Source organism: Pantoea sp. USHLN256 (genome assembly GCF_037149875.1).
GTDB lineage: Bacteria > Pseudomonadota > Gammaproteobacteria > Enterobacterales > Enterobacteriaceae > Pantoea > Pantoea nemavictus.
Map to the genome: position 1 here is coordinate 278,673 of NZ_JBBCQO010000002.1, position 19,429 is coordinate 298,101.

At 53.6% G+C, this 19,429-nt stretch carries 17 protein-coding genes and 1 pseudogene; 5 read left to right on the plus strand and 13 right to left on the minus strand.

The annotated features are described in order from the left end of the window. Nucleotides 1–152: 152 nt before the first annotated feature. Entirely contained in the window at nt 153–2,576 is a 2,424-nt protein-coding gene (locus WFL93_RS06440) for a membrane-bound PQQ-dependent dehydrogenase, glucose/quinate/shikimate family (RefSeq protein ID WP_336777579.1), read from the minus strand. 384 nt (nt 2,577–2,960) lie between these two features. On the opposite strand from WFL93_RS06440, the gene WFL93_RS06445 reads away from it, so the two are divergent. Further along, the gene (locus tag WFL93_RS06445; RefSeq protein ID WP_442955885.1) at nt 2,961–4,067 is read left to right on the plus strand and encodes a Fic family protein; all 1,107 of its coding nucleotides are present in this window, start codon (nt 2,961–2,963) and stop codon (nt 4,065–4,067) included. 156 nt (nt 4,068–4,223) lie between these two features. Here the strand turns inward: WFL93_RS06445 and WFL93_RS06450 are convergent, their stop codons facing one another. The 3 genes from WFL93_RS06450 to WFL93_RS06460 all read right to left on the minus strand — a co-directional run bounded on the left by WFL93_RS06450 (nt 4,224) and on the right by WFL93_RS06460 (nt 6,005). Beyond that, a complete protein-coding gene (locus WFL93_RS06450) occupies nt 4,224–4,580 on the minus strand; it encodes a YebG family protein (RefSeq protein ID WP_009128444.1) in 357 nt (118 codons plus the stop codon). A gap of 73 nt (nt 4,581–4,653) precedes the next feature. Further along, on the minus strand, nt 4,654–5,448 hold the full coding sequence (locus WFL93_RS06455) for an SIR2 family protein (protein WP_008108794.1): 795 nt from the start codon (nt 5,446–5,448) through the stop codon (nt 4,654–4,656). Continuing rightward, complete coding sequence (locus tag WFL93_RS06460; protein ID WP_009128449.1) at nt 5,445–6,005, minus strand: non-canonical purine NTP pyrophosphatase; 561 nt, start codon at nt 6,003–6,005, stop codon at nt 5,445–5,447. Before WFL93_RS06460 ends, WFL93_RS06455 begins: the two co-directional genes overlap by 4 nt. 375 nt (nt 6,006–6,380) lie before the next feature. On the opposite strand from WFL93_RS06460, the gene WFL93_RS06465 reads away from it, so the two are divergent. Further along, nucleotides 6,381–7,712 carry a putative bifunctional diguanylate cyclase/phosphodiesterase gene (locus WFL93_RS06465; protein WP_336777581.1) on the plus strand — a complete coding sequence of 444 codons (1,332 nt, stop codon included), beginning with the start codon at nt 6,381–6,383 and terminating at the stop codon, nt 7,710–7,712. A gap of 85 nt (nt 7,713–7,797) precedes the next feature. Here the strand turns inward: WFL93_RS06465 and WFL93_RS06470 are convergent, their stop codons facing one another. From WFL93_RS06470 to WFL93_RS06510, 9 genes and pseudogenes are all read right to left on the minus strand, one after another. After that, nucleotides 7,798–8,223 carry a hypothetical protein gene (locus WFL93_RS06470; protein ID WP_336777582.1) on the minus strand — a complete coding sequence of 142 codons (426 nt, stop codon included), beginning with the start codon at nt 8,221–8,223 and terminating at the stop codon, nt 7,798–7,800. A gap of 306 nt (nt 8,224–8,529) precedes the next feature. Then, nucleotides 8,530–9,435 (minus strand): ABC transporter substrate-binding protein, encoded by a 906-nt coding sequence (locus WFL93_RS06475; protein WP_180823918.1) that lies wholly within the window; start codon nt 9,433–9,435, stop codon nt 8,530–8,532. Then, nucleotides 9,435–10,232, minus strand: a complete 798-nt coding sequence (locus WFL93_RS06480; RefSeq protein WP_049853352.1) for an amino acid ABC transporter ATP-binding protein — start codon at nt 10,230–10,232, stop codon at nt 9,435–9,437. Before WFL93_RS06480 ends, WFL93_RS06475 begins: the two co-directional genes overlap by 1 nt. After that, on the minus strand, nt 10,216–11,139 hold the full coding sequence (locus tag WFL93_RS06485; protein WP_049853351.1) for an amino acid ABC transporter permease: 924 nt from the start codon (nt 11,137–11,139) through the stop codon (nt 10,216–10,218). The genes WFL93_RS06480 and WFL93_RS06485 overlap by 17 nt, the downstream gene beginning before the upstream one ends. Before the next feature lie 9 nt (nt 11,140–11,148). Further along, nucleotides 11,149–11,661 carry a GNAT family N-acetyltransferase gene (locus WFL93_RS06490; protein WP_009128461.1) on the minus strand — a complete coding sequence of 171 codons (513 nt, stop codon included), beginning with the start codon at nt 11,659–11,661 and terminating at the stop codon, nt 11,149–11,151. Between the two features lie 9 nt (nt 11,662–11,670). Beyond that, nucleotides 11,671–12,603, minus strand: a complete 933-nt coding sequence (locus WFL93_RS06495; protein ID WP_336777583.1) for an ABC transporter substrate-binding protein — start codon at nt 12,601–12,603, stop codon at nt 11,671–11,673. Nucleotides 12,604–12,619: 16 nt separating this feature from the next. Continuing rightward, the gene (locus WFL93_RS06500) at nt 12,620–13,933 is read right to left on the minus strand and encodes an LLM class flavin-dependent oxidoreductase (RefSeq protein WP_336777584.1); all 1,314 of its coding nucleotides are present in this window, start codon (nt 13,931–13,933) and stop codon (nt 12,620–12,622) included. Nucleotides 13,934–14,015: 82 nt separating this feature from the next. Then, nucleotides 14,016–15,173, minus strand: a pseudogene (locus WFL93_RS06505) (amidohydrolase). 22 nt (nt 15,174–15,195) lie between these two features. Further along, complete coding sequence (locus WFL93_RS06510; protein WP_009128467.1) at nt 15,196–16,191, minus strand: MsnO8 family LLM class oxidoreductase; 996 nt, start codon at nt 16,189–16,191, stop codon at nt 15,196–15,198. Between the two features lie 368 nt (nt 16,192–16,559). On the opposite strand from WFL93_RS06510, the gene WFL93_RS06515 reads away from it, so the two are divergent. The 3 genes from WFL93_RS06515 to WFL93_RS06525 are packed head-to-tail and all read left to right on the plus strand — an operon-like array spanning nt 16,560 to nt 19,391. Beyond that, nucleotides 16,560–17,537: a TRAP transporter substrate-binding protein gene (locus WFL93_RS06515; protein WP_336777585.1), complete on the plus strand. Its 978-nt coding sequence runs from the start codon at nt 16,560–16,562 to the stop codon at nt 17,535–17,537. Nucleotides 17,538–17,585: 48 nt separating this feature from the next. Then, complete coding sequence (locus tag WFL93_RS06520; RefSeq protein ID WP_009128472.1) at nt 17,586–18,092, plus strand: TRAP transporter small permease; 507 nt, start codon at nt 17,586–17,588, stop codon at nt 18,090–18,092. Nucleotides 18,093–18,104: 12 nt separating this feature from the next. Continuing rightward, on the plus strand, nt 18,105–19,391 hold the full coding sequence (locus WFL93_RS06525; protein ID WP_009128473.1) for a TRAP transporter large permease: 1,287 nt from the start codon (nt 18,105–18,107) through the stop codon (nt 19,389–19,391). Nucleotides 19,392–19,429 lie beyond the last annotated feature (38 nt).

Below are 19,429 nucleotides of genomic sequence, written 5' to 3' on the forward strand. Positions count from 1 at the left end.
AAGGAGGTCGGATCAGAGCGCTGAATCAAAGCATCGCACATTCCGTAGCGGCGCGATTTATCGCGCAATAAATTGCGCCGCTACGGAATGTGCGCTTTTGAGAGGGCGACCGGCATCAGGCCAGCGCCCAATGCCGGTCTTTTCCTTAAGCGTTACTTTTTCTCCGGCAACGCGTAGGCCAGCACGTAATCGCCAACCGGCGTCTCCATAAAGTGGTGACCGGCAGCGACAATCACCAGATATTCACGCCCATTCTGCGTGTAGATCATCGGATTGGCCTGGCCACCCGCGGGCAATTCAGTGCTCCACACCTGCTTGCCGGTTTGCATATCAATAGCGCGAATCAAATCGTCGGTTGCTGCGGCAACAAAGATTAATCCGCTCGATGTCACCACCGAACCGCCGTTATTCGGCGTACCGATATTAATCGGCAAACCGGTCGGCAGACCGAACGGACCATTACGACGCGCCGTGCCGAGCGGACGATCCCAAATGGTGCGACCATCACGCATATCAATAGCGCGAATGCCGCCGTACGGGGGCTCTTTGCACAGCATGCCGGTGAACGGCAAGCGCCAGCCCGCATTGACGTTGACCGCATAAGGCACGCCAATTTGTGGATCGCCGGCGCCTTCCGCATGCCCTTCATCGTGTGGGTTGTAAGGAATCTCATCACGCGGTTTCCAGCCCAACGCATCCGCTTTGGCGCGTGGCACCAGAATGTTGTAGTTCGGCATATCGTTGTAGTTCGCAATGATGATGCCGCGAGTAGGATCCACGGCAACGCTGCCCCAGTCAGAACCGCCGTTGTAGCCCGGATACTCAATCGAATGACGATCGGCTTCCGGCGGCGTGTACTGACCACGGTAGCTGGCCTTCTGGAACTGAATGCGGCATACCAGCTGATCAACCGGGGTTAAGCCCCACATATCCTGCGGCGTCAGATCCGGCTTACTCAGATGATGGAACAGCGAATAGGGCTGCGTGGGCGAGCGCTGATCCGGCTCAATGCCGCCGCCGGTGACTTTACGCTCCTCGACGCCAAACAGTGATTTACCGGTGCGGCGATCCAATACGTAAATCTCACCCTGCTTGGTCGGCATGATGATAGCCGGGATTTTGCCACCGTTTTTATCCGGATAATCCACCAGCGTAGGCTGCGAGCCAGGATCGTAATCCCACACGTCTTTATGTGCGGTTTGGAATGACCAGGCAGGTAAACCGGTGTCGATATTCAGTGCCGTCAGCGATACCGAATACGTGTTCTCCGCCGCTGTCCGCGTGCCGCTCCAGTAATCCCCCGAAGCGTTGCCCACCGGCAAATAGACCAGTCCGAGCTTGTCGTCACCGGTGAACGAGGTCCAGACATCTGGCGAACCGCGTTTATAGGCATTCGGCCCGGTTTTCGGCGTCGCGGTATCCGGTGCTGCCGCATCCCACGCCCACTTCAACTGACCGGTACGCACGTCGTACGCTTTGATCACGCCCGGTGGGCCAAATGCGCGTTGACCATCAATGGTTTGGTGCGCCACTACTAAGGTATCGCGGATCACCACCGGCGCGGAGTTAATCGCCACATAACCGTCATAGGTTTCGCCCATATCTTCAGCCAGATTTACCGTGCCTTGATTGCCAAAGCTGCGGCAGACTTCACCGGTTTGCGCATTCAGTTCGATAATGCGTGCGTCCAGCGTGCCGAGAATGATGCGCTGCTGGCAATCGCTGTTATCGCCGGCTGGCGCACTCGTCACTGCGCTGTTTTGTCCGGCGGTGACGTGGCTGTTGGTTTGGCTGTCATACCATGTCAGCCCGCGACAGGCCGCGGTATAAGGAATGGATTTGTCGCTAACTTTAGGATCAAAGTGCCATTTCTCCTTGCCGGTGCTGGCATCCAGCGCAAACACACTATTGCGCGCGCTACAGGTGTAGAGTGTATCGCCCACTTTAATTGGCGTGTTCTCCCCGCCCCAGCGCGCCTTAGGCAAATCGCCAGTACGGAACTGCCACGCCAGCTTGAGATCTTTGACGTTGTCCGGCGTGATTTGACTGGCATTGACGAAGCGCTGAGACGCCAGCGATCCGCCATAGGTATACCAGTCGCCGCTGTCCGGCGTGGAGGCTTTGCCGCTACCGGTATCCGCCATAAAGTTGGCCGAGCCGGCTGCTGGAACGTTGCTGGCCGGCGTTTCATTAAGCGGGGCAAACGGCAGCGCAGCGGCGACGATGAAAGCGACAATTAACACGCTCGCCAACACGCGTGAGGTACCACGACTGACGCGTGGCGCCAGATTAGGCAGCTGGAAAGCGAACCAGATGCCCAATATCAGCATCAGTGCGAAGCGCGGCACCCAACGCCAATAGTCGAGACCCGATTCATAAATGGTCCAGATTAACGTGCCGATAAACACCAGCGTAAACCAGGCTGCACCGCTGGTGCGTTTCATGAAGATCAGCACGGCAGAGATAACTAAACCTATCCCCGCCAGCACGTAATACCAATTACCTCCTAGCGCGACCAGCCAGCCGCCGCCTGCCGCTAATGCAATGCCGAGCAGCAGCAAAACCGTAGCGAACAAGATATTCCAGAGCGAAAGTCTGGTTATTCGATTTGCGATATCCAAAATATGTTTCCCTTTGCCATTAATAATCACAGGTACAAATATTTTTTAACTTCGCTGTAAATTTTAGAATTCATTAACCACTTCGCCGGGTTAATGGGTAAATATGCGCAATATTCGGCACTTTTTATCCGCTTATTTTCCCTATAGTTTCTGGGATAAATTTGAATAGCGCGTTACCGATATTACTTTTGCCGAAATTTTGTAATCACTGATTCTCTCTCATCACCAACCCGCTCCTTTCCTTCTGGTTAATGAGCCGATTACAGGCTATTATTCAGCTCACTAACTGAGCCGAATAGCATCGCTATTCGACTCATGCGACTCCGGAGCAACTTCATGATGTGGATTTGGCAGCAGCCTGACTGGCCGCAGTTCCGCTGGCAGGATGAAAAATTATTGCCACGCTTGCGCCAGCTGCAGCAGCAACGTGGCGTATTGCTGGGGCGCGCCAGCGTGCAAGATAATAGCGATCAACAGACGCTGGATACGCTGCTGAGTAACATCCTGGCATCCTCAGCAATTGAGGATGAACGCGTTAATGCGCAGTCGGTAAGATCGTCTCTTGCGCGCCGTTTAGGCGTTTCGCTCAACCAACCTTATCCGGTTTCCGAACGTTCAGAAGGTTTGGCAACCATGATGATGGACGCCATCACTCAGCGCGATGAAGCGCTCACGCTGCCACGTTTGTGCCAGTGGCATCGCTGGTTGTTCCCCGCAAGTGAATGGACGTTCAAGCGATTGAATGTCGGAACGCTGCGCGGTGAAGAGCCGATGCAGGTGGTTTCGGGCCGTATCGATCGACCAACAGTGCATTTCGAAGCGCCACCGCGCGCCGGGCTGGAAGCGCAGCTCAACGAATTTGTCAGTTGGTTTAATCATAGCCGCGAAGATCCTCTACTTGATCCGCTGCTACGCGCCGCGCTTTGCCACCTGTGGTTTGTCACGCTGCACCCGTTTGATGATGGCAACGGACGTATCACCCGCGCCCTGACCGACCTCGCACTGGCACAGGCCGATAGCCAAAGCATCCGTTTGTATGCCATGTCGGCGTCGATTCTGACGCGACGTGCAGATTATTACTGCATTCTGCAGGAGACGCAGCGTGGTGAACTGGACGTTACGGCCTGGCTGCTGTGGTTTTTCGATGTGCTGAATGACAGCCTGGAGCACGCGCTGGAGGCCGTTACGCGCACGCAAAATAAAGCACGCTTCTGGTTGATGCACAATGCGGCCGAGCTAAGTGCGGAACAAACCCGCGTGTTGAATCGTTTGCTGGATGGCGGTGAACAGGGCTTTAGCGATGGCATCAGCGCCGGCCAATATCAGAAGGTGGCGAAAGTGAGTAAAGCCACGGCGACGCGCCATTTAGCGGAATTAGTGATGAAAGGCTGTCTGGAGAAATTACCCGGCGGCGGGCGCAGCACCCGCTACCAGATCAAACGTTAAAACGCGCCGGTGCGCATGAATCTGTTAATAAGCACTTAGCTAAATCACCGCACGTTTCGTAGCGGCGCGATTTATCGCGCGTATCAATGGCGACGCCGTGCCCATTGAAAGATAGCGCAATAAATTGCGCCGCTACAGTGTGTGCGTGGAGTGATATCAGGCTGCTTTAACCGCGCGGACTTTCTTTTCCGGCGCTGCCGCTTCAGCATCCGGTTCCGCAGATGCCTCAGTAAGATCAGCAGGTTCGGCAACTTCCGCCGCGTCACTCTTCACCACGTCCGGGAGTTTGCTGGTACGCAGGATATGCTGCACCGCGTCTTTCTGTTCAGCCAACAGCAGACCCAATGCTTCGGCCTGCGCTTCATCCAGAGCTGGCTGATGCTGTTGCAGCCAATCGGTAAAGGCGTCTGCCATATCGAGCATTTTGTCCCAGGCATCCGCGTCTTTTTTGTTGGCAAACGTCATCTTCTCTTCACCCTTTCTGACTACAACATATTTGGTTTCGACTGCCATGATGCACCTCGATTGACTGTATTTATATACAGTATATTCTGATCAAACTTTTTCAGGCAATCACTTTCTGCCCTTAAGCCAGTAATTCTTCCAGGAAGAGCGCCAGCGCTTTGCGCGGATCGTCCTCTTCAGAAACGATCATCTCAATGCCCCACTGTCCCAGCACCTCTTTCGCCACCGGATTATTACGGTTGGTGAACAGATAGGATTTGGGGCGCGCGGTGGCCAGTCCGGTTCGACCCCACATTTTTGTCAGGCGGTAGAATAGCAGACGAATATTGAAATCACTGATGCTGTAGCCGACAAACAATACCGAGTTACCCATCACGTCATGCGTCAATTTAATGTCGAGCGGCGAATCGAAATAGAGGCGCTCAAAGTAGCTGCTCTCATCCAATACAATCGAGGTATCGTCGTCGAAATCGCCGTGCAGTTTAATGATATGGCGTTTATCCTCGGTCAATGACACCAGGTCTGCGGCATTGGCTACCTTGCTGTAAGGCACGTTATGCGCTTCATGCGCCATCTCCAGCCAGCGGTCATAATTGGTGGTATAGATGCGTGAGAAATTGCCCTGGGTGATCATAGTGTGAATTTCAGAACTGCGTACGTCGATATCCGGACGATGCCATTCGCGATCCATCCAGCTACGCAGCGGCCCGAGTGAACCTTTCCGCTGCTTATAATATTCGGCTAGCGACAGATGCGTGCCGTAAGTATTGAAAATCTTCGGGTCGTAACCCAACTCTTTAGCCAAATGGGCAATCAACTCATGCCACTCCGGCAGGCCAAGATTGCGCGAGATACCTGCACCCGCAAACAGGATCAGTTTACCGGCGTCGTAGGCGCGTTTGAGCTCCGGTTTCATGCCAGTCCCCGCGATGTTTTCAAGAAGGTAGCGAAGCGATCCAGCGCCAGGCGGCGCATGGAGATCTCATTTTTTAATTCGCCCATTTCGGCAAAGGTTTGCGTGTGGCCTTCCGGGATAAACACACAGTCCCACTGAAACTCTTGCGGACCGGCAGGCTTAGTGGCAATAGTGCCGCGCAGCTCACCTTCAAACTGATACATTTTTTGTCCGTCGCAGTAGCCCAGCACGGTTTTCGCCGTGACGCAGGGACTGTCCAAACCATTCACCAGTTTGGTAAAACGTTCGGCATTGAGACGGCTCCAGAAGATGCGCGTCAGACCGGCCGGTAAGCCATTTAAGCCGTCCAGATACAATCCGGTATGCTCAACGAACAGTGGGCGACCAATAATCGAGAACGCCTTAGTGAGCTTATCGCGCACCAGTTCAACTTCATTTTCCGTCTGGATCTCTTCGATACGGCGTGCGATAGGAAGAACCTCGACGCCCACCGGCTCAAGGATGGTACGCACCTCGGCCAGCTTTAGCTCATTTGCGGACAGGAATCGTATTTTCATTGCAATCAGTAAGTTAAGTGTGAATTTACGTTCTGAGACAGCCTGTTGATTATGCTTTCATTCTAACGCGTGAAGGGTTAACTGGGTAGGAACAATCTCTTTCATCAGCCAAAGCACAGTTGATCGGGATGTGTTTAGCTCATCGCGCACTGCGCAAAATTGCTGAACGCTTGAACCACCAGAGCAGAAGAAATTAGACAATTGTCATTGCCTGGGCCAAATTTTAAATCAGCTCAGCCAAATGCAAAATTTCAGCAAAAAGTTATGGCACTCGCCTCGCTTAACCCTAGAATAGTTATAGCAAAATATTAAATTAATATGACAGTAAAGAAATGAGAACTGCAGATGATCTCTTATTTTAATTCCAGATATTCTATGGTAAAGAACCTGCCCTTTATTTTACAAGGTGACAGTCCTGAGAAAAAATTACGCTTAACCTTATTAATTGCAGGGTTTTCAAGCATTTTAGCCGGCACCTATATGGTGGTAAGCAATTTCTACAGCGGGCACAATGAGATTGCAGGTCTATATTGCTTGAGCACGGCCTTTGGATTTTATATTTCAGCCGCCGCTTTTCGTGACCAGCTGAATAAACATCTGTATGTCATCGTCCATGCTTTGTTACTGATCATAATGCTACTGTTCCTGCTGGATAATGGTCATGCGATTGAAAAACACTCCGAATACAACTATCTGATTGCGTTAACCGTGGGATCGGCGTTGGTGTTACGTCAGCAATCACCCTATTTAAGCAAGATATTTCCGCTAATCTGTCTGGCGGTTTATCTGTTTTTCATTTCGACCGGATTGACCTGGCAGTTCAAACAGTTCCATTTTAATTTCCCGCAAGAATCGGGATTTTATATCGTAAACTGCGCGGTACCGATGATTTCACTGTTATTAACCGCCTTTACCCTGCGCGGTAACTACTCTGAAACTGACCTAATCAAACGTGAGCTTGCGCTGGCGATGGGTAAAAACCAATTGGAGCTCTATTACCAACCTCAGGTCGACAGCGATAAAAAGCTGATTGGTTTCGAAGCGCTATTGCGCTGGAAGCACCCTGCCAAAGGATTTATCTCCCCTGAAGTGTTTATTCCCGTCGCGGAGAAAAGCGGCTTAATTATCGAAATCGGTAAATGGGTCATGGAGCGCACTCTGCAGCAAATCGCCGAATGGGATCGTGCGCAATATCTGGGCGATTTAGTCTTCTCTATTAACATCAGTCCACTGCAGTTAATGCACAGAGATTTTACTCAGGACACGTTACTGGCACTGTCACATTACAAAATTCGACCTGAACGCTTGAAGTTCGAAATCACTGAGACGACGTTTATTTACGATCAAAAGCGCATTGGCGATGTTATCAACCACTTCAGCCAGTTAGGTATCAAGTGGGCGATTGATGACTTTGGCGTGGGCTATTCGTCGCTGAAATCAATTAGCGACTTCGCTATTGATGATATTAAGATTGATAAATCGCTGATTATGCAAATATTCAAGAATGAATCATCGGCAATAGTAGTGCAGAAAACCATTGAGCTATCGCGTGAAATGGGGATGAAGGTCCTCGCCGAAGGCATCGAAAGCGAGGAATATTTTACTTACCTGCGCGATAAAGGTTGTCACTTGTTCCAGGGCTATCATTTTTCCCGACCGCTTCCCGTGGCCGATGCAGTGCTATGGATTAAAAAAGCCAAAATATAAATCACTATTTACCCGGTGCGCATTAATGCGCACCTTACGATCTCGTAGGGTCGCCATTAATGGCGACCGGTACAAGGCATACTCATTAAAACAGCAATTTCGCAAGTGAAAGACCCGCCCCTAAGGTTACAAATTGGGTAGTCACCATCCATTTAGTTTGCGTCATCATCGCTTTATACAAATCTACCTTTATCGCCGCAACATCCTCTTTAGTGGCGTAATTGGACTTGATCACCGCCACATCCGCTTTCACCGCAGCCACATCCTCCTTTGTCGCATAATTTGACTTGATTACCGCCACATCCGCCTTAACGGCTTCCACATCCTGTTTCGTGGCATAGTTCGACTTAATAACTGCCACATCCGCGACCAATACGGTCACGTTATCTTCCAGCCTTTTAACCCGTTCTTGCATTCCTTTTCCTCCGCCCGGTGGTTGTCCGCCTTGATCGCATTTAGGTCGACGGCACGAATAATTGATAACGCTTTTACTTAACGGTTCAGCTAACATTACTTCACCCCAATCTTGTTTGCTATTGATTGGGTGATGCAGGTCGACGGTAAGCCATATCATCAAAATCCCTTTTAATAGGGTGAACGTTAAACACCGCACTCGCCCAAAACCATCAGTATCGTGGCACAGCAATTATTTAAAAACATTAGCGTTTGCCATAAGAAGTGGAAATTAAAAAAATACGACCTAGCGCAATCACTTATTAAATGGCGCAATAAAATGCGCAGCCATCTAAATAAAACAATAAAGCCCACGACTTTTACATCGTGAGCTTTCTCGCTAAATCAGGCCAATTAAAAACAATTACTGATAAACAATGCCCGGTGGATTAACCTGAGATGTTTCAACCGCCTCCTCCTGTTCACCCCAGCGCGCCAGCACCTGTTTGTACTCGCCGCTGGCGATAGCGCCGTTAATCGCCTGCTGCAGCGCCACGTCCAAGCCATTCCCTTTCTTCGTCGTTACCGCCACCCATGCGCGGAACGGGCCGTGGCCGACGATTTTGGTTTGTCCGCGTGAAGCAACCTTCCATGCGGCCAGCGCCTGCGGGCCAAACGACGCATCCGCGCGTCCGGAAAGCAGCGCCAGCGTCGCCGCCGCATCATCATTGAGATAAATCGGTTGCACCGGCGCTAAGCCCTGCGCACGGTTCTTCTCATCCCAGCCGAGCAGAATACGCTCCTGATTGGTACCGGAACCGACGATGATGCGTTTACCCGCCACATCCTCGCGCCCTTTGATTGCGGTAATCGCGCTGTTGGTTTTCACCGCAAACGCGTGGTTATCCGCGCGATAGGTGGCGAAATCGAACTTCTTCTTGCGCTCCTCGGTCACCGCAATATTGAACATGGCCACGTCATAGCGTCCGGCGGTTATGCCCAGCGGCCAATCTTCCCACGCCGCCGGCACCAGTTTCAATTTAAGGCCCAGACTATCCGCCAGCAGGCGCGCCATATCCGGATCGCTGCCAATTAGCGTCTTATTATCCGACGCCCACAACCCAATCGGCGGTGAATTCATCGCGGTAGTCGCTACCGTTAAATAGCCTGGATTAACGAAATGAAAACCGGCCGGAATTTTGGCAATCGCCTGCGGATTGGCGGCAATATTGATCGGCGTTTCGTTATTTTTGGCATCCAGCGTTTCTGCCGCGATAGCCGGAGAGGCCAACATCGCGCTCAGTAGCGCTGTAATAATTACACGTTGCATTAAAGTACCCGTGCCAGAAAACGTTTAGTGCGCTCATGGCGCGGCTGATTCAGCACCTGATGGCTGCTGCCCTGCTCAACAATGCGGCCGTCGACCATAAACACTACGTTATCGGCCACTTCACGTGCAAAGCCAACTTCATGCGTCACAATCACCAGCGTGGTACCGGAACGCGCCAGCTTTTTAATCACGTCCAGTACTTCGCCCACCAGCTCGGGATCGAGCGCCGATGTCGGTTCGTCAAACAGCATCACGCGTGGATTGAGCATCAGCGCCCGCGCAATGGCGATACGCTGCTGCTGACCGCCGGAGAGATGACGCGGCCAGGCATCGGCTTTGTGGCGCAACCCCACCACATCCAGCAGATCGCCCGCGCGATCGATAGCTGCACGCCGCGACAGCTGACGATGCGCAATCGGCGCTTCAATCAGGTTCTCCAGCACCGTCAGATGCGGGAACAAGTTGAAGTTCTGGAACACGTAGCCGACGTTGATGCGCTGACGCAGAATCGCCTTTTCCTTCAGCTCATACAGCTTGTCTCCGCGCCGCTGATAGCCAATATAGTCGCCATCAATCTGGATATACCCTTCATCGACGCGCTCCAAATGGTTAATGGTGCGCAGCAGCGTCGATTTACCCGAACCGGATGGACCGAGGATTACTGTGACCGATCCCGGTTCCAGTTCCAGGGACACGTCATCCAGCGCTTTTAGCTTGCCGAACGATTTGCTCACGCCGGTAATGCTAATTGCGCCAGCGGTATGCAGATTCTTGCGGTAATCAATGGCTTCGGACATGGGAGAGCTCCTCGGTTGCAGGTTTGGCGCTGCGGTTACGCCATTGACGCCAGCGCGACGGCTGCGGTTCACGCGTGACGCTGCGCGCCAGCCAGCGCTCAACGCTGTGCTGCAGCAGTGACAACACGGTGGTGATAATCAGATACCAGGCGGCACCGACCATCAGCAGCGGAATCACCTGCTGGGTACGGTTGTAGATCATCTGGATGGTGTAAAACAGCTCCGGCATCGCCAGCACGTACACCATTGAGGTGCCTTTGGCGAGGCTGATAATTTCATTAAACGTAGTAGGAATGATCGCGCGTAGCGCCTGCGGCAGAATGATGCGGAAAGTACGCCGCGTTGAGGACAAACCGAGCGCCGATGCCGCTTCAAACTGACCGTGGTCGACACCCAAAAAGCCGCCGCGAATGATCTCGGCGCTGTAGGCGCTCTGCACCAACGTCAACCCAATCACCGCTGCCGGGAACTGGCCGAGCACGTTTATGGTCTGAAAATGGCCCCACGACAGCGCGGTAAACGGGATACCGAGCGACAGCGTGTCGTACAGATAGGAGAAGTTGTACAGGATAATCAGCACCACAATCAGCGGCAGCGAGCGGAACAGCCAGATATAGCCGAACGCCAGCGTACTCAGCAGCCACGATGACGAAAGCCGCGCCAACGCCAGCAGGCCGCCGAAGATCAGGCTGAGAATTGTGCCAAACAGCGTTAGCAGCAGCGTTTGCCCTAAACCGCTGAGGATCACCGGATCAAAAAACCATTTGGCGAACACGCCCCATTCCCAGCGCGGGTTAAAGGCAACGGAATCGATCACGCTGGCCAGAATAAACAGCGCGACAATCGCGCCGACGGTACGTGCCGGATATCGCGCCGGCACCACGGTTAATCGTTGTTGATCGCTCATTGTTACTCCTTAGCTGGCCTGCGCCACGCTATGCACATCAATCACTTTCAGGAAGCGCAAGCGTCCATCGTGTGGCGGGCGGCTGTAGATCTCCATATCTTCCAGCAGCTCAAACTGTGGCTGATAACCGTGGCCGATATACAGCTTCACCGCTTCCGGCTGGCGGAAACCGGTGGTGAGAAACACGCGCTGGTAACCCGCGCGCAGCGCGCGCCGCTCCAGTTCCTGCAGGATGAGCAGCGCCAAACCCTGACGACGCAGATCGCTGCGCGTCCAGATGCGCTTGAACTCGGCGGTCACCGCGTCATACGGTTTGTAAGCCCCCATGGCGATAATCTCGCCGTCGCGCTCCAGCACAATAAATAGCCCGCGCGGCGGCAAATACCATTCGGTCAGCTCAACTTCTTTTTGGCTGGTAAAGAATTCGCCGTAGCGCGCCGTATACTCGCCAAACAGTCCAGTCAAAATCGGCTGCAGCTCCGGCGCTTCCGGTGACACTTCGCGGAAAAATTGCTCGCTCATGCGGCCTCCTTAGTCGCCCAAGCCGGCTGGATTGATTTCGGAACTGTCGATGCGCTCGACGCCTTCCCCCCAGCGCTTCAGCACCTTGTCGTAATCACCGTTCTTGATCACGCCATTCAGCGCGGTGTTGATCGGCTGCACCAGGCCGCCATCTTTCTTCACCGTCACCGCGATGTGTGCCGCTTTCGGCCAGCCACCATCGACGCTGCCCACCAAACGCGTCTGTTTAGTCAACGCCGCTTTCCACGCGCCAATCACGTTGGGGCCAAAAAAGGCATCCGCGCGACCCGACTGCAGCGCCAGGGTTTGTGCCGCATCGTCTTTGGTATACACCGGCGTAAACGGCTTCAACCCTTTGGCCTGATTCTCTTTATCCCAGGCCAACAGGATCGACTCCTGATTGGTACCGGAGCCAACGATAATGCGCAGTCCGGCGATATCTTCTGCTTTGGTGATCGCCTTAATCGGGCTGGTGGATTTGACGTAAAAACCGAGTGAATCTTTGCGGTAGGTGGCGAAATCGAAGCGCTCTTTACGTTCTTTGGTGACGGTCACGTTACTGATCGCCGCATCGTATTTACCCGATGCCACGCCAAGCGGCCAGTCTTCCCACGAGGTTGGCACCACGTTAAGTTTCAAACCCAGGCTATCGGCGACTAAGCGGGCGATATCCACTTCGCTGCCGAGCAGGGTTTTGTTGTCATCACTGAACACCGTCAGCGGCGGTGAGTTGAGCGCGGCGACGGCCACGGTGAATGAACCTGGCACCGCGAAGTGATGTCCGGCCGGAATCTGCGCCACAGCGGCGTCATTCTTCGCGGTATTGATCGGCGTTTTGTTGGCTTCCACACTGACATTCTGACCGTTAACCGCCACATCCTCGGCAAATACGGCGCTGCTCATGCCCAGCAACAGCAGCGCGATAAGGGATTTTTTCTGCATAGCGTTTTCTCGACTCTTATTGTTGTGTGAATTGGTTAAGCGGATCTTTTAGGCCAAAGCTGGCACGCAGCGTGGTGCCGGGATATTCGGTACGGGTTAAGCAGCGCGCTTGCAGAATCGGTACCACGCGATCGACAAAGCGTTCGAAGGTATCGGGCGTGCCGCCCTGAATGATGAAGCCATCGGTCGCTTCGCTCTCAAACCACAGCTGCAAACCGTCAGCCACCTGCTCTGGCGTGCCGTGGAACAATGGACGCGGCGTCGCAGCCTCCAATGCCGCCTGACGCAGCGTATGACCGTGCTCGCGCGCCTTGCGTTTGATTTCGTCGGTGGTGCTGCGGAAGCTGTTCTGACCGATAGCGCCGAGTTCCGGGAACGGTTCATCCAGCGGATATTGCGAGAAGTCGTGATGATCGAAGAAGCGACCGAGATAGTTGAGCGCATCCTTGATGGAAACCAGCGCCGCGGTGGTTTGATACTGCTGCTCCACATCTTCCGCGCTATCGCCCACAATCACGCCGACGCCCTGGAAAATGTGCAAATCGCCTGGCTCACGGCCGTTCGCCACCAGCTGCTTTTTCACATCGCGGTAGAACTCCTGCGCTTCTTCACGCGTCGGCTGATGGGTAAAAATGGCATCGGCATGGCGCGCCGCCAGCTTTCTGCCATCTTCAGACGCGCCCGCCTGAAACACCACTGGGCGGCCTTGCGGCGTGCGTTCGATGTTCAGCGGCCCCTGCACCTGGAAGAAATCGCCGTGGTGATTCAAGGTGTGCAGTTTGCTGGTATCAAAGAACTGACCGCTCTCTTTATTGCGCACGAAAGCATCGTGTTCCCACGAATCCCACAGCCCTTTCACCACTTGCAGATACTCATCGGCAATGCGATAGCGCAGCGCGTGTTCCGGATGCTGCTGACGCGAGAAGTTCTTCGCCGATCCCTCCAGCGGCGAGGTCACCACGTTCCAGCCGGCGCGACCGCCGCTCAGATGATCGAGGCTGGCAAACTGACGCGCCACGGTGAAGGGTTCGCTATAGGACGTGGACACGGTGCCGACCAAACCGAGATGCTCGGTGACGCCCGCCAGTGCCGACAGCAGCGTCAGCGGTTCAAAGCGATTAAGAAAATGCGGGATCGATTTTTCGTTAATAAACAGACCATCGGCGACAAACAGGAAATCCAGCTTGCCCGCTTCCGCCTTACGCGCGATGTGTTTGGCATAGTCAAAATTGATACTGGCATCGGCCAGCGCCGCCGGATGACGCCACGCGGACATATTGCCAGATGCGCCATGCAGGATGGTGCCCAATCGCAGTTGTCTTGCAGTCATAATGTTCTCTCTTTTGCCAAGGCGCAGCCTGACGGCGACAGAGCGTCGCCGTGCAGAACAGGTATTAAATGAGTGAATCGAGCTAGTTCAGGATGGCGTCACGACATCGCGCATTGAGGTGCTGCAACGCTTGCTGAGCCAGTTGCGTAAAGTAGTGTGCAGCGGGGGCAATCAGCGCTTCATCAGGGTTGAAGCCGCCATGATGCAGACCAAACTCGCTGGCGCTGCCAATGCTGACAAACGCGCCGGGGATGTGCTGTAAGTAGAATGCGAAATCTTCACCGCCAAGATGTAGCTCGGCGGTTTGCACGCGATAACCCGCTTGCTGCGCCACGTGGCTGGCAAACTGCGCCCAGCGCGCATCGTTCTCCAGCACCGGTGGACCAGGATGCCAGCTAAAGGTAGCGCTGGCACCGTTGGCTGCCGCGATGTTCTCCACCAGGGTGCGTGCGCGCTGCTCCAGCTCGGCGCGCACCTGCTTGTCATGGGTGCGTACCGTGCCGCCAAATTCAGCCTAACCGGGCAGCACGTTCCAGGTTTTGCCGGCGTCGATGCGCGTGACGCTCAGCACTAAGCTATCCAGCGTATTGAAGCTTCGGCTGGTGAGCGATTGCAGCGCCTGAATGATCTGGCTGGCGACCACAATGCTATCGACGCCCTCTTCCGGGTGCGCCGCATGCGCGCCTTTACCGCCCACGCGTACGATAAATTTATCCGCATTGGCATAAAACGCGCCGCCGCGCGTGGCGAAGGTGCCGGTCGGTAAACCGGGTTCATTGTGCATACCGAAAATCGCCTGCACGCCGTCGAGCACCCCGGCATTAATCAGCTGGCGTGCACCGGTAGCGTTCTCTTCCGCCGGTTGGAACAGAATACGGATGCGGCCTGGCAACTGATCTTCAATCGCTTTCAGTTGTAATGCCGCACCCAGCATTACGGCGCTGTGCACGTCGTGACCGCAGGCATGCATCACACCGCTATTGCGCGAGCGGTAAGCGAGTCCGGTGGCTTCGTGAATAGGTAACGCATCGATATCGGCACGCAGCGCAATCAGCGTGTCGCCGCGTCCCACTTCTACCACTACGCCGGTTTCCAGCGGGTAGTCCAGCAGACGCAAACCGGCGTCCTGTAACCAGCGGCGCAGGCGCGCAGTGGTTTCGACTTCGCGACCGGATAACTCCGGCCAGCTGTGCAGCTCGCGCCGCCAGTCGATCAGCTGATGTTCGCTAAATTGCGTCATACCTGCCTCCGGAATCGGCGAATCATGCCGTCACTAAACGGTGCGTGGCCAACAGTTCGAGTGATTTCACGCGCGCCTGCTCTTCAGCCACCGGCGTATCAATCACGAACTCTTCAATGCCGAAATTCTGATGCAGCGCATCCAGCTTGGCATGCACCTGCGCGGCGGTGCCTTTCAGCAACGATGGCGTGCGCGGTTCAATCACGTAATCGCTGTAGCCGCCCTGACGTACATAGCGTTCCGCCTGCTCAACGCTGCCGACGTTGACGCTAGGGCCATCTTTTACGCTGACGTGATAGACGCGCAGCGTATCCACCAGCAGATCGGCTTCCGCCGGAGAATCCGCCACCACCACCTGCACCGCCACCAGCGCACGCTGGCCGTTGCTGTGCTGACGATAGCTATTGAGGACTTTCTCCATCAGCTGTGGATCGCCGTTGTGATGCGCAGCGAATACCAGCTGCCAGCCGAGTTCAGCCGCCAGTTTGGCGCTCTCTTCACTGGCACCCAGCAGGAAACGATTCGCCGGACGCGGCGGCTGCGGCGTGGCGCGCAAAATCTCTTCATCGCCTACCGGCGGCACCTGCAGCCAGCTATCCAGCAGCGTTAGCTGCTCCGCAAAGCTGCCTTTCTCCTGCAGATGGACACCGAGCTGCAGCGCCCGCGTGGAGAGCGGCAAGCCGCCCGGCGCTTTACCAACACCGATGTCGATGCGGCCCGGCGCCAGCGATGCCAGTAAGTTGAAGTTTTCCGCCACCTTGTAAGGGCTGTAGTGCTGCAGCATCACGCCACCGGAGCCAACGCGAATATGTTGTGTCTGGCCAATGATCCAGGCGATCAGCAGTTCCGGCGAAGGGCTCGCCAGACGATCGGTATTGTGATGCTCGGCCAACCAGAAGCGGTGATAGCCCCAGGCTTCTGCCTGTTGCGCCAGCTGTAAAGTGCGATGTAGCGCGTGACTGGCGGTCTCTCCATCGGCAATCGGCGATTTATCCAGCAAACTCAGTCGGTATGACATGCGCCTTATCCTTATCAACGTGAATATGGCGAGTAGTTTGGTGTGGTAATCACTGATTCGTAAAACATCATATTGTCGTATCTATATTTACTTTATGCATATCAGATAGATAGGCTAAGGCAATCTCGTTAAATCCCTTTTAAAACACACAATTAAGAAAACCGAATGGGGATTGTTATGGAGATATTTTGAAAATGTGACATTCCGTATAAAATTATTAAAACATCGTTTCAAAACGTGACGTAATTCATTCAATCGCAATTGCCTTATTTTTCCACGAAACATTTTATCTATGCTGGCACCACGCGGCTCCCTTCGGAAAATCACTGCGCCGCACCTCTGCCTCATCCTTTGCTGGAGAAAAAAGAATGACGTTAAAAAAATTACTGCTGGTAGTTTCGTTATCCTCCGCTGCAGCATTTTGCCCTGCCGTGGTGTCAGCGAAAGTCATCAAAGTGGCGGAAGTCCAACCCGCAGGCTATCCCACCGTCGTGGCGCTTGAGCACATGGGCGAGAAGCTTAAAAAAGCCACTGACGGGCGCTTAGAAATGAAAATTTATGCTGGCGGCGTGTTAGGCGATGAAGATCAAACGTTACAGCAGGTGCAGCTTGGGGCTATCGATATGATTCGCGTGTCGCTGGCCCCGGTCACCACCATCGCCCCAGAAACCAGCGTGTTGACCTTGCCGTATGTTTTTCGCGATGAGAATCATATGCATCAGGTGTTAGACGGCGATATCGGCAAACAGATTGTCACAAAGTTCGATAACGACCCGAACGCCCGCATGATTTTCCTCGGCTGGACTGACGCGGGTGTGCGAAACATGATCACCAAAGAGCCGATCACCAAACCCGACGATCTCAAGGGTATGAAGATCCGTGTACAAAACAGTGCCATCTCACTGGCAACGTTAAAAGCGATGGGCGCGAATCCGGTAGCGATGGGCGTGAGTGAAGTGTTTAGCGCCATGCAAACGGGTGTTGTTGATGGCACCGAAAACAATCCCCCGACATTTGTCGCCCATAACTACATGCCCGTCACTAAGTACTACACCCTAACCGGTCACTTCATTCAGCCCGAAATGATCCTCTACTCCAAACCCTTATGGAATCGTCTATCCGCTGAGGATCAGGCCCTGCTGAAGAAATTAGGCAAAGAGGCGCAGGATGAAGAACGCCAGTTATGGGCCACCTACACGCAACAATCCGTTGAAAAGATGAAAGCGGGTGGCGTGACCTTCCAGCAAACCGATCGTGAAGCCTTCGTCAAGGCGACGCAGCCAGTGCGCGATCAATTTGGTGGCAAATATCAGGATCTGATGACACAGATTGCTGATGTGAAGTAATCCTCTCCACGCCACGTCTCTGCGTGGCGTTTTACTCAGGTAAACACGATGACTGCATATTCTCGTCTGATGGATGGGCTTTATTTACTGTGCATGGCGATTGCCGCCGTAGCGTTGTTGATCATGGTGACAGTAATTCCCATCGGGATTTTTTCTCGCTATGTGTTAAATGATGCGCTTTCCTGGCCTGAACCGGTCGCCATTATTTGCATGATCATCTTTACCTTTATTGGCGCGCCGGTGGGATTCCGCGCGGGTACGCATATCTGCGTGTCAATGATGACTGACCGACTCTCACCAGCCAATCAGCGCTGGCTGTTAAAACTGTCAGATCTGCTGATGATCGTCACCTGTGTGGTGATTTTCCGTGCCAGTTACAACCTGTGCGAAGCGATGTGGGTACAAACGCTGGCTTCTTTACCCATGGTGACTTACGGCGAAATGTATCTGCCCATCCCGATCGGCGCGGTATTTACGCTGTTGTTTGTCGCTGAGCGATTAATTAATGGCGATCAAAGCCAGCGCGCAATCGTCACTCTTGGTGGCACCCATTAAGCGGAGCAAAAAATGGACGCACTCATTTTAATTGGCAGTCTGGTGGTATTGCTGTTGCTCGGTTTCCCGGTCGCGTTTGCCGTAGGATTAAGCGCATTTATCGGCGCGTGGTGGATCGATTTGCCGTGGGAAGCCGTCGTGATTCAGATTACTAACGGTATTAACAAATTTTCACTGCTGACCATTCCCTTCTTTATTCTGGCTGGCGCCATTATGGCGGAAGGCGGCATTGCTCGCAGGTTGGTTAATTTCGCCTATATATTTGTCGGATTCATTCGTGGTGGACTGTCACTGGTGAATATTGTCGCCTCAACCTTCTTTGGCGCCATTTCGGGCTCGTCGGTTGCCGATACCGCCTCAATTGGTTCGGTCATGATTCCCCAGATGGAGGAGAAAGGCTATCCGCGTGATTTCGCTGCAGCAGTAACCGCTAGCGGCTCGGTGCAAGCGGTTTTAACTCCGCCCAGTCACAACTCGGTGATTTATTCACTCGCCACCGGCGGTATCGTCACTATCTCTTCGCTGTTTGTCGCCGGCATCATTCCAGGTCTGTTACTCGGTTTATGCTTAATGATCATGTGCCTGATCTTTGCGCGTAAACGGGGTTATCCTAAAGGCGAGCGCATCCCTTATAAGCAGGCGTTGAAAATCTTCTTCGATGCATTTTGGGGACTGTTCACCATATTTATTATTCTCGGCGGGATACTCTCGGGCGTTTTCACCGCCTCTGAGTCGGCAGCAATAGCCTGTATTTGGGCGTTCTTCGTGACGATGTTTATCTACCGCGATTTCAAATGGACTCAGTTGCATATTTTGGTATTCCGCACCATCAAAACAGTGACCATAGTGATGGTGCTGATTGCCTTCGCCGCCGGTTTCGGTGCGGTAATGACCTTTATGCAATTACCTACCATTATTACCGAGGCCTTTACTCAATTTTCCAGTAACAAGTATGTGATTTTGATGTGCATCAACCTGCTGTTACTGGTAGTGGGAACACTAATGGACATGGCACCGCTCATCCTTATTCTGACGCCGGTATTATTGCCCGTGGCGACTGCACTGGGCGTTGATCCGGTACATTTCGGCATGATCATGCTGACCAACCTTGGCATTGGTTTAATCACCCCGCCGGTCGGCACGGTATTATTTGTGGCCAGCGCGGTGAGTAAGCAGAAAATTGAGCAAGTGGTCACGGCCATGCTGCCGTTCTATGGTGTGTTATTTATTGTGCTGATGCTGATCACCTATATCCCGGCATTATCGCTGTGGCTGCCGCGATTAATGGGGGTGATGTAACAACGCTCATTTATAAGGAGTGAGCAGGTTATTTAATA

Coding starts and splice junctions, on each gene's coding strand:
- WFL93_RS06445 (WP_442955885.1), top strand. CDS start 2,961: ATGTGGATTTGGCAGCAGCCTGACTGGCCGCAGTTCCGCTGGCAGGAT.
- WFL93_RS06450 (WP_009128444.1), bottom strand. CDS start 4,580: ATGGCAGTCGAAACCAAATATGTTGTAGTCAGAAAGGGTGAAGAGAAG.
- WFL93_RS06455 (WP_008108794.1), bottom strand. CDS start 5,448: ATGAAACCGGAGCTCAAACGCGCCTACGACGCCGGTAAACTGATCCTG.
- WFL93_RS06460 (WP_009128449.1), bottom strand. CDS start 6,005: ATGAAAATACGATTCCTGTCCGCAAATGAGCTAAAGCTGGCCGAGGTG.
- WFL93_RS06465 (WP_336777581.1), top strand. CDS start 6,381: ATGGTAAAGAACCTGCCCTTTATTTTACAAGGTGACAGTCCTGAGAAA.
- WFL93_RS06470 (WP_336777582.1), bottom strand. CDS start 8,223: ATGTTAGCTGAACCGTTAAGTAAAAGCGTTATCAATTATTCGTGCCGT.
- WFL93_RS06475 (WP_180823918.1), bottom strand. CDS start 9,435: ATGCAACGTGTAATTATTACAGCGCTACTGAGCGCGATGTTGGCCTCT.
- WFL93_RS06480 (WP_049853352.1), bottom strand. CDS start 10,232: ATGTCCGAAGCCATTGATTACCGCAAGAATCTGCATACCGCTGGCGCA.
- WFL93_RS06485 (WP_049853351.1), bottom strand. CDS start 11,139: ATGAGCGATCAACAACGATTAACCGTGGTGCCGGCGCGATATCCGGCA.
- WFL93_RS06490 (WP_009128461.1), bottom strand. CDS start 11,661: ATGAGCGAGCAATTTTTCCGCGAAGTGTCACCGGAAGCGCCGGAGCTG.
- WFL93_RS06495 (WP_336777583.1), bottom strand. CDS start 12,603: ATGCAGAAAAAATCCCTTATCGCGCTGCTGTTGCTGGGCATGAGCAGC.
- WFL93_RS06500 (WP_336777584.1), bottom strand. CDS start 13,933: ATGACTGCAAGACAACTGCGATTGGGCACCATCCTGCATGGCGCATCT.
- WFL93_RS06510 (WP_009128467.1), bottom strand. CDS start 16,191: ATGTCATACCGACTGAGTTTGCTGGATAAATCGCCGATTGCCGATGGA.
- WFL93_RS06515 (WP_336777585.1), top strand. CDS start 16,560: ATGACGTTAAAAAAATTACTGCTGGTAGTTTCGTTATCCTCCGCTGCA.
- WFL93_RS06520 (WP_009128472.1), top strand. CDS start 17,586: ATGACTGCATATTCTCGTCTGATGGATGGGCTTTATTTACTGTGCATG.
- WFL93_RS06525 (WP_009128473.1), top strand. CDS start 18,105: ATGGACGCACTCATTTTAATTGGCAGTCTGGTGGTATTGCTGTTGCTC.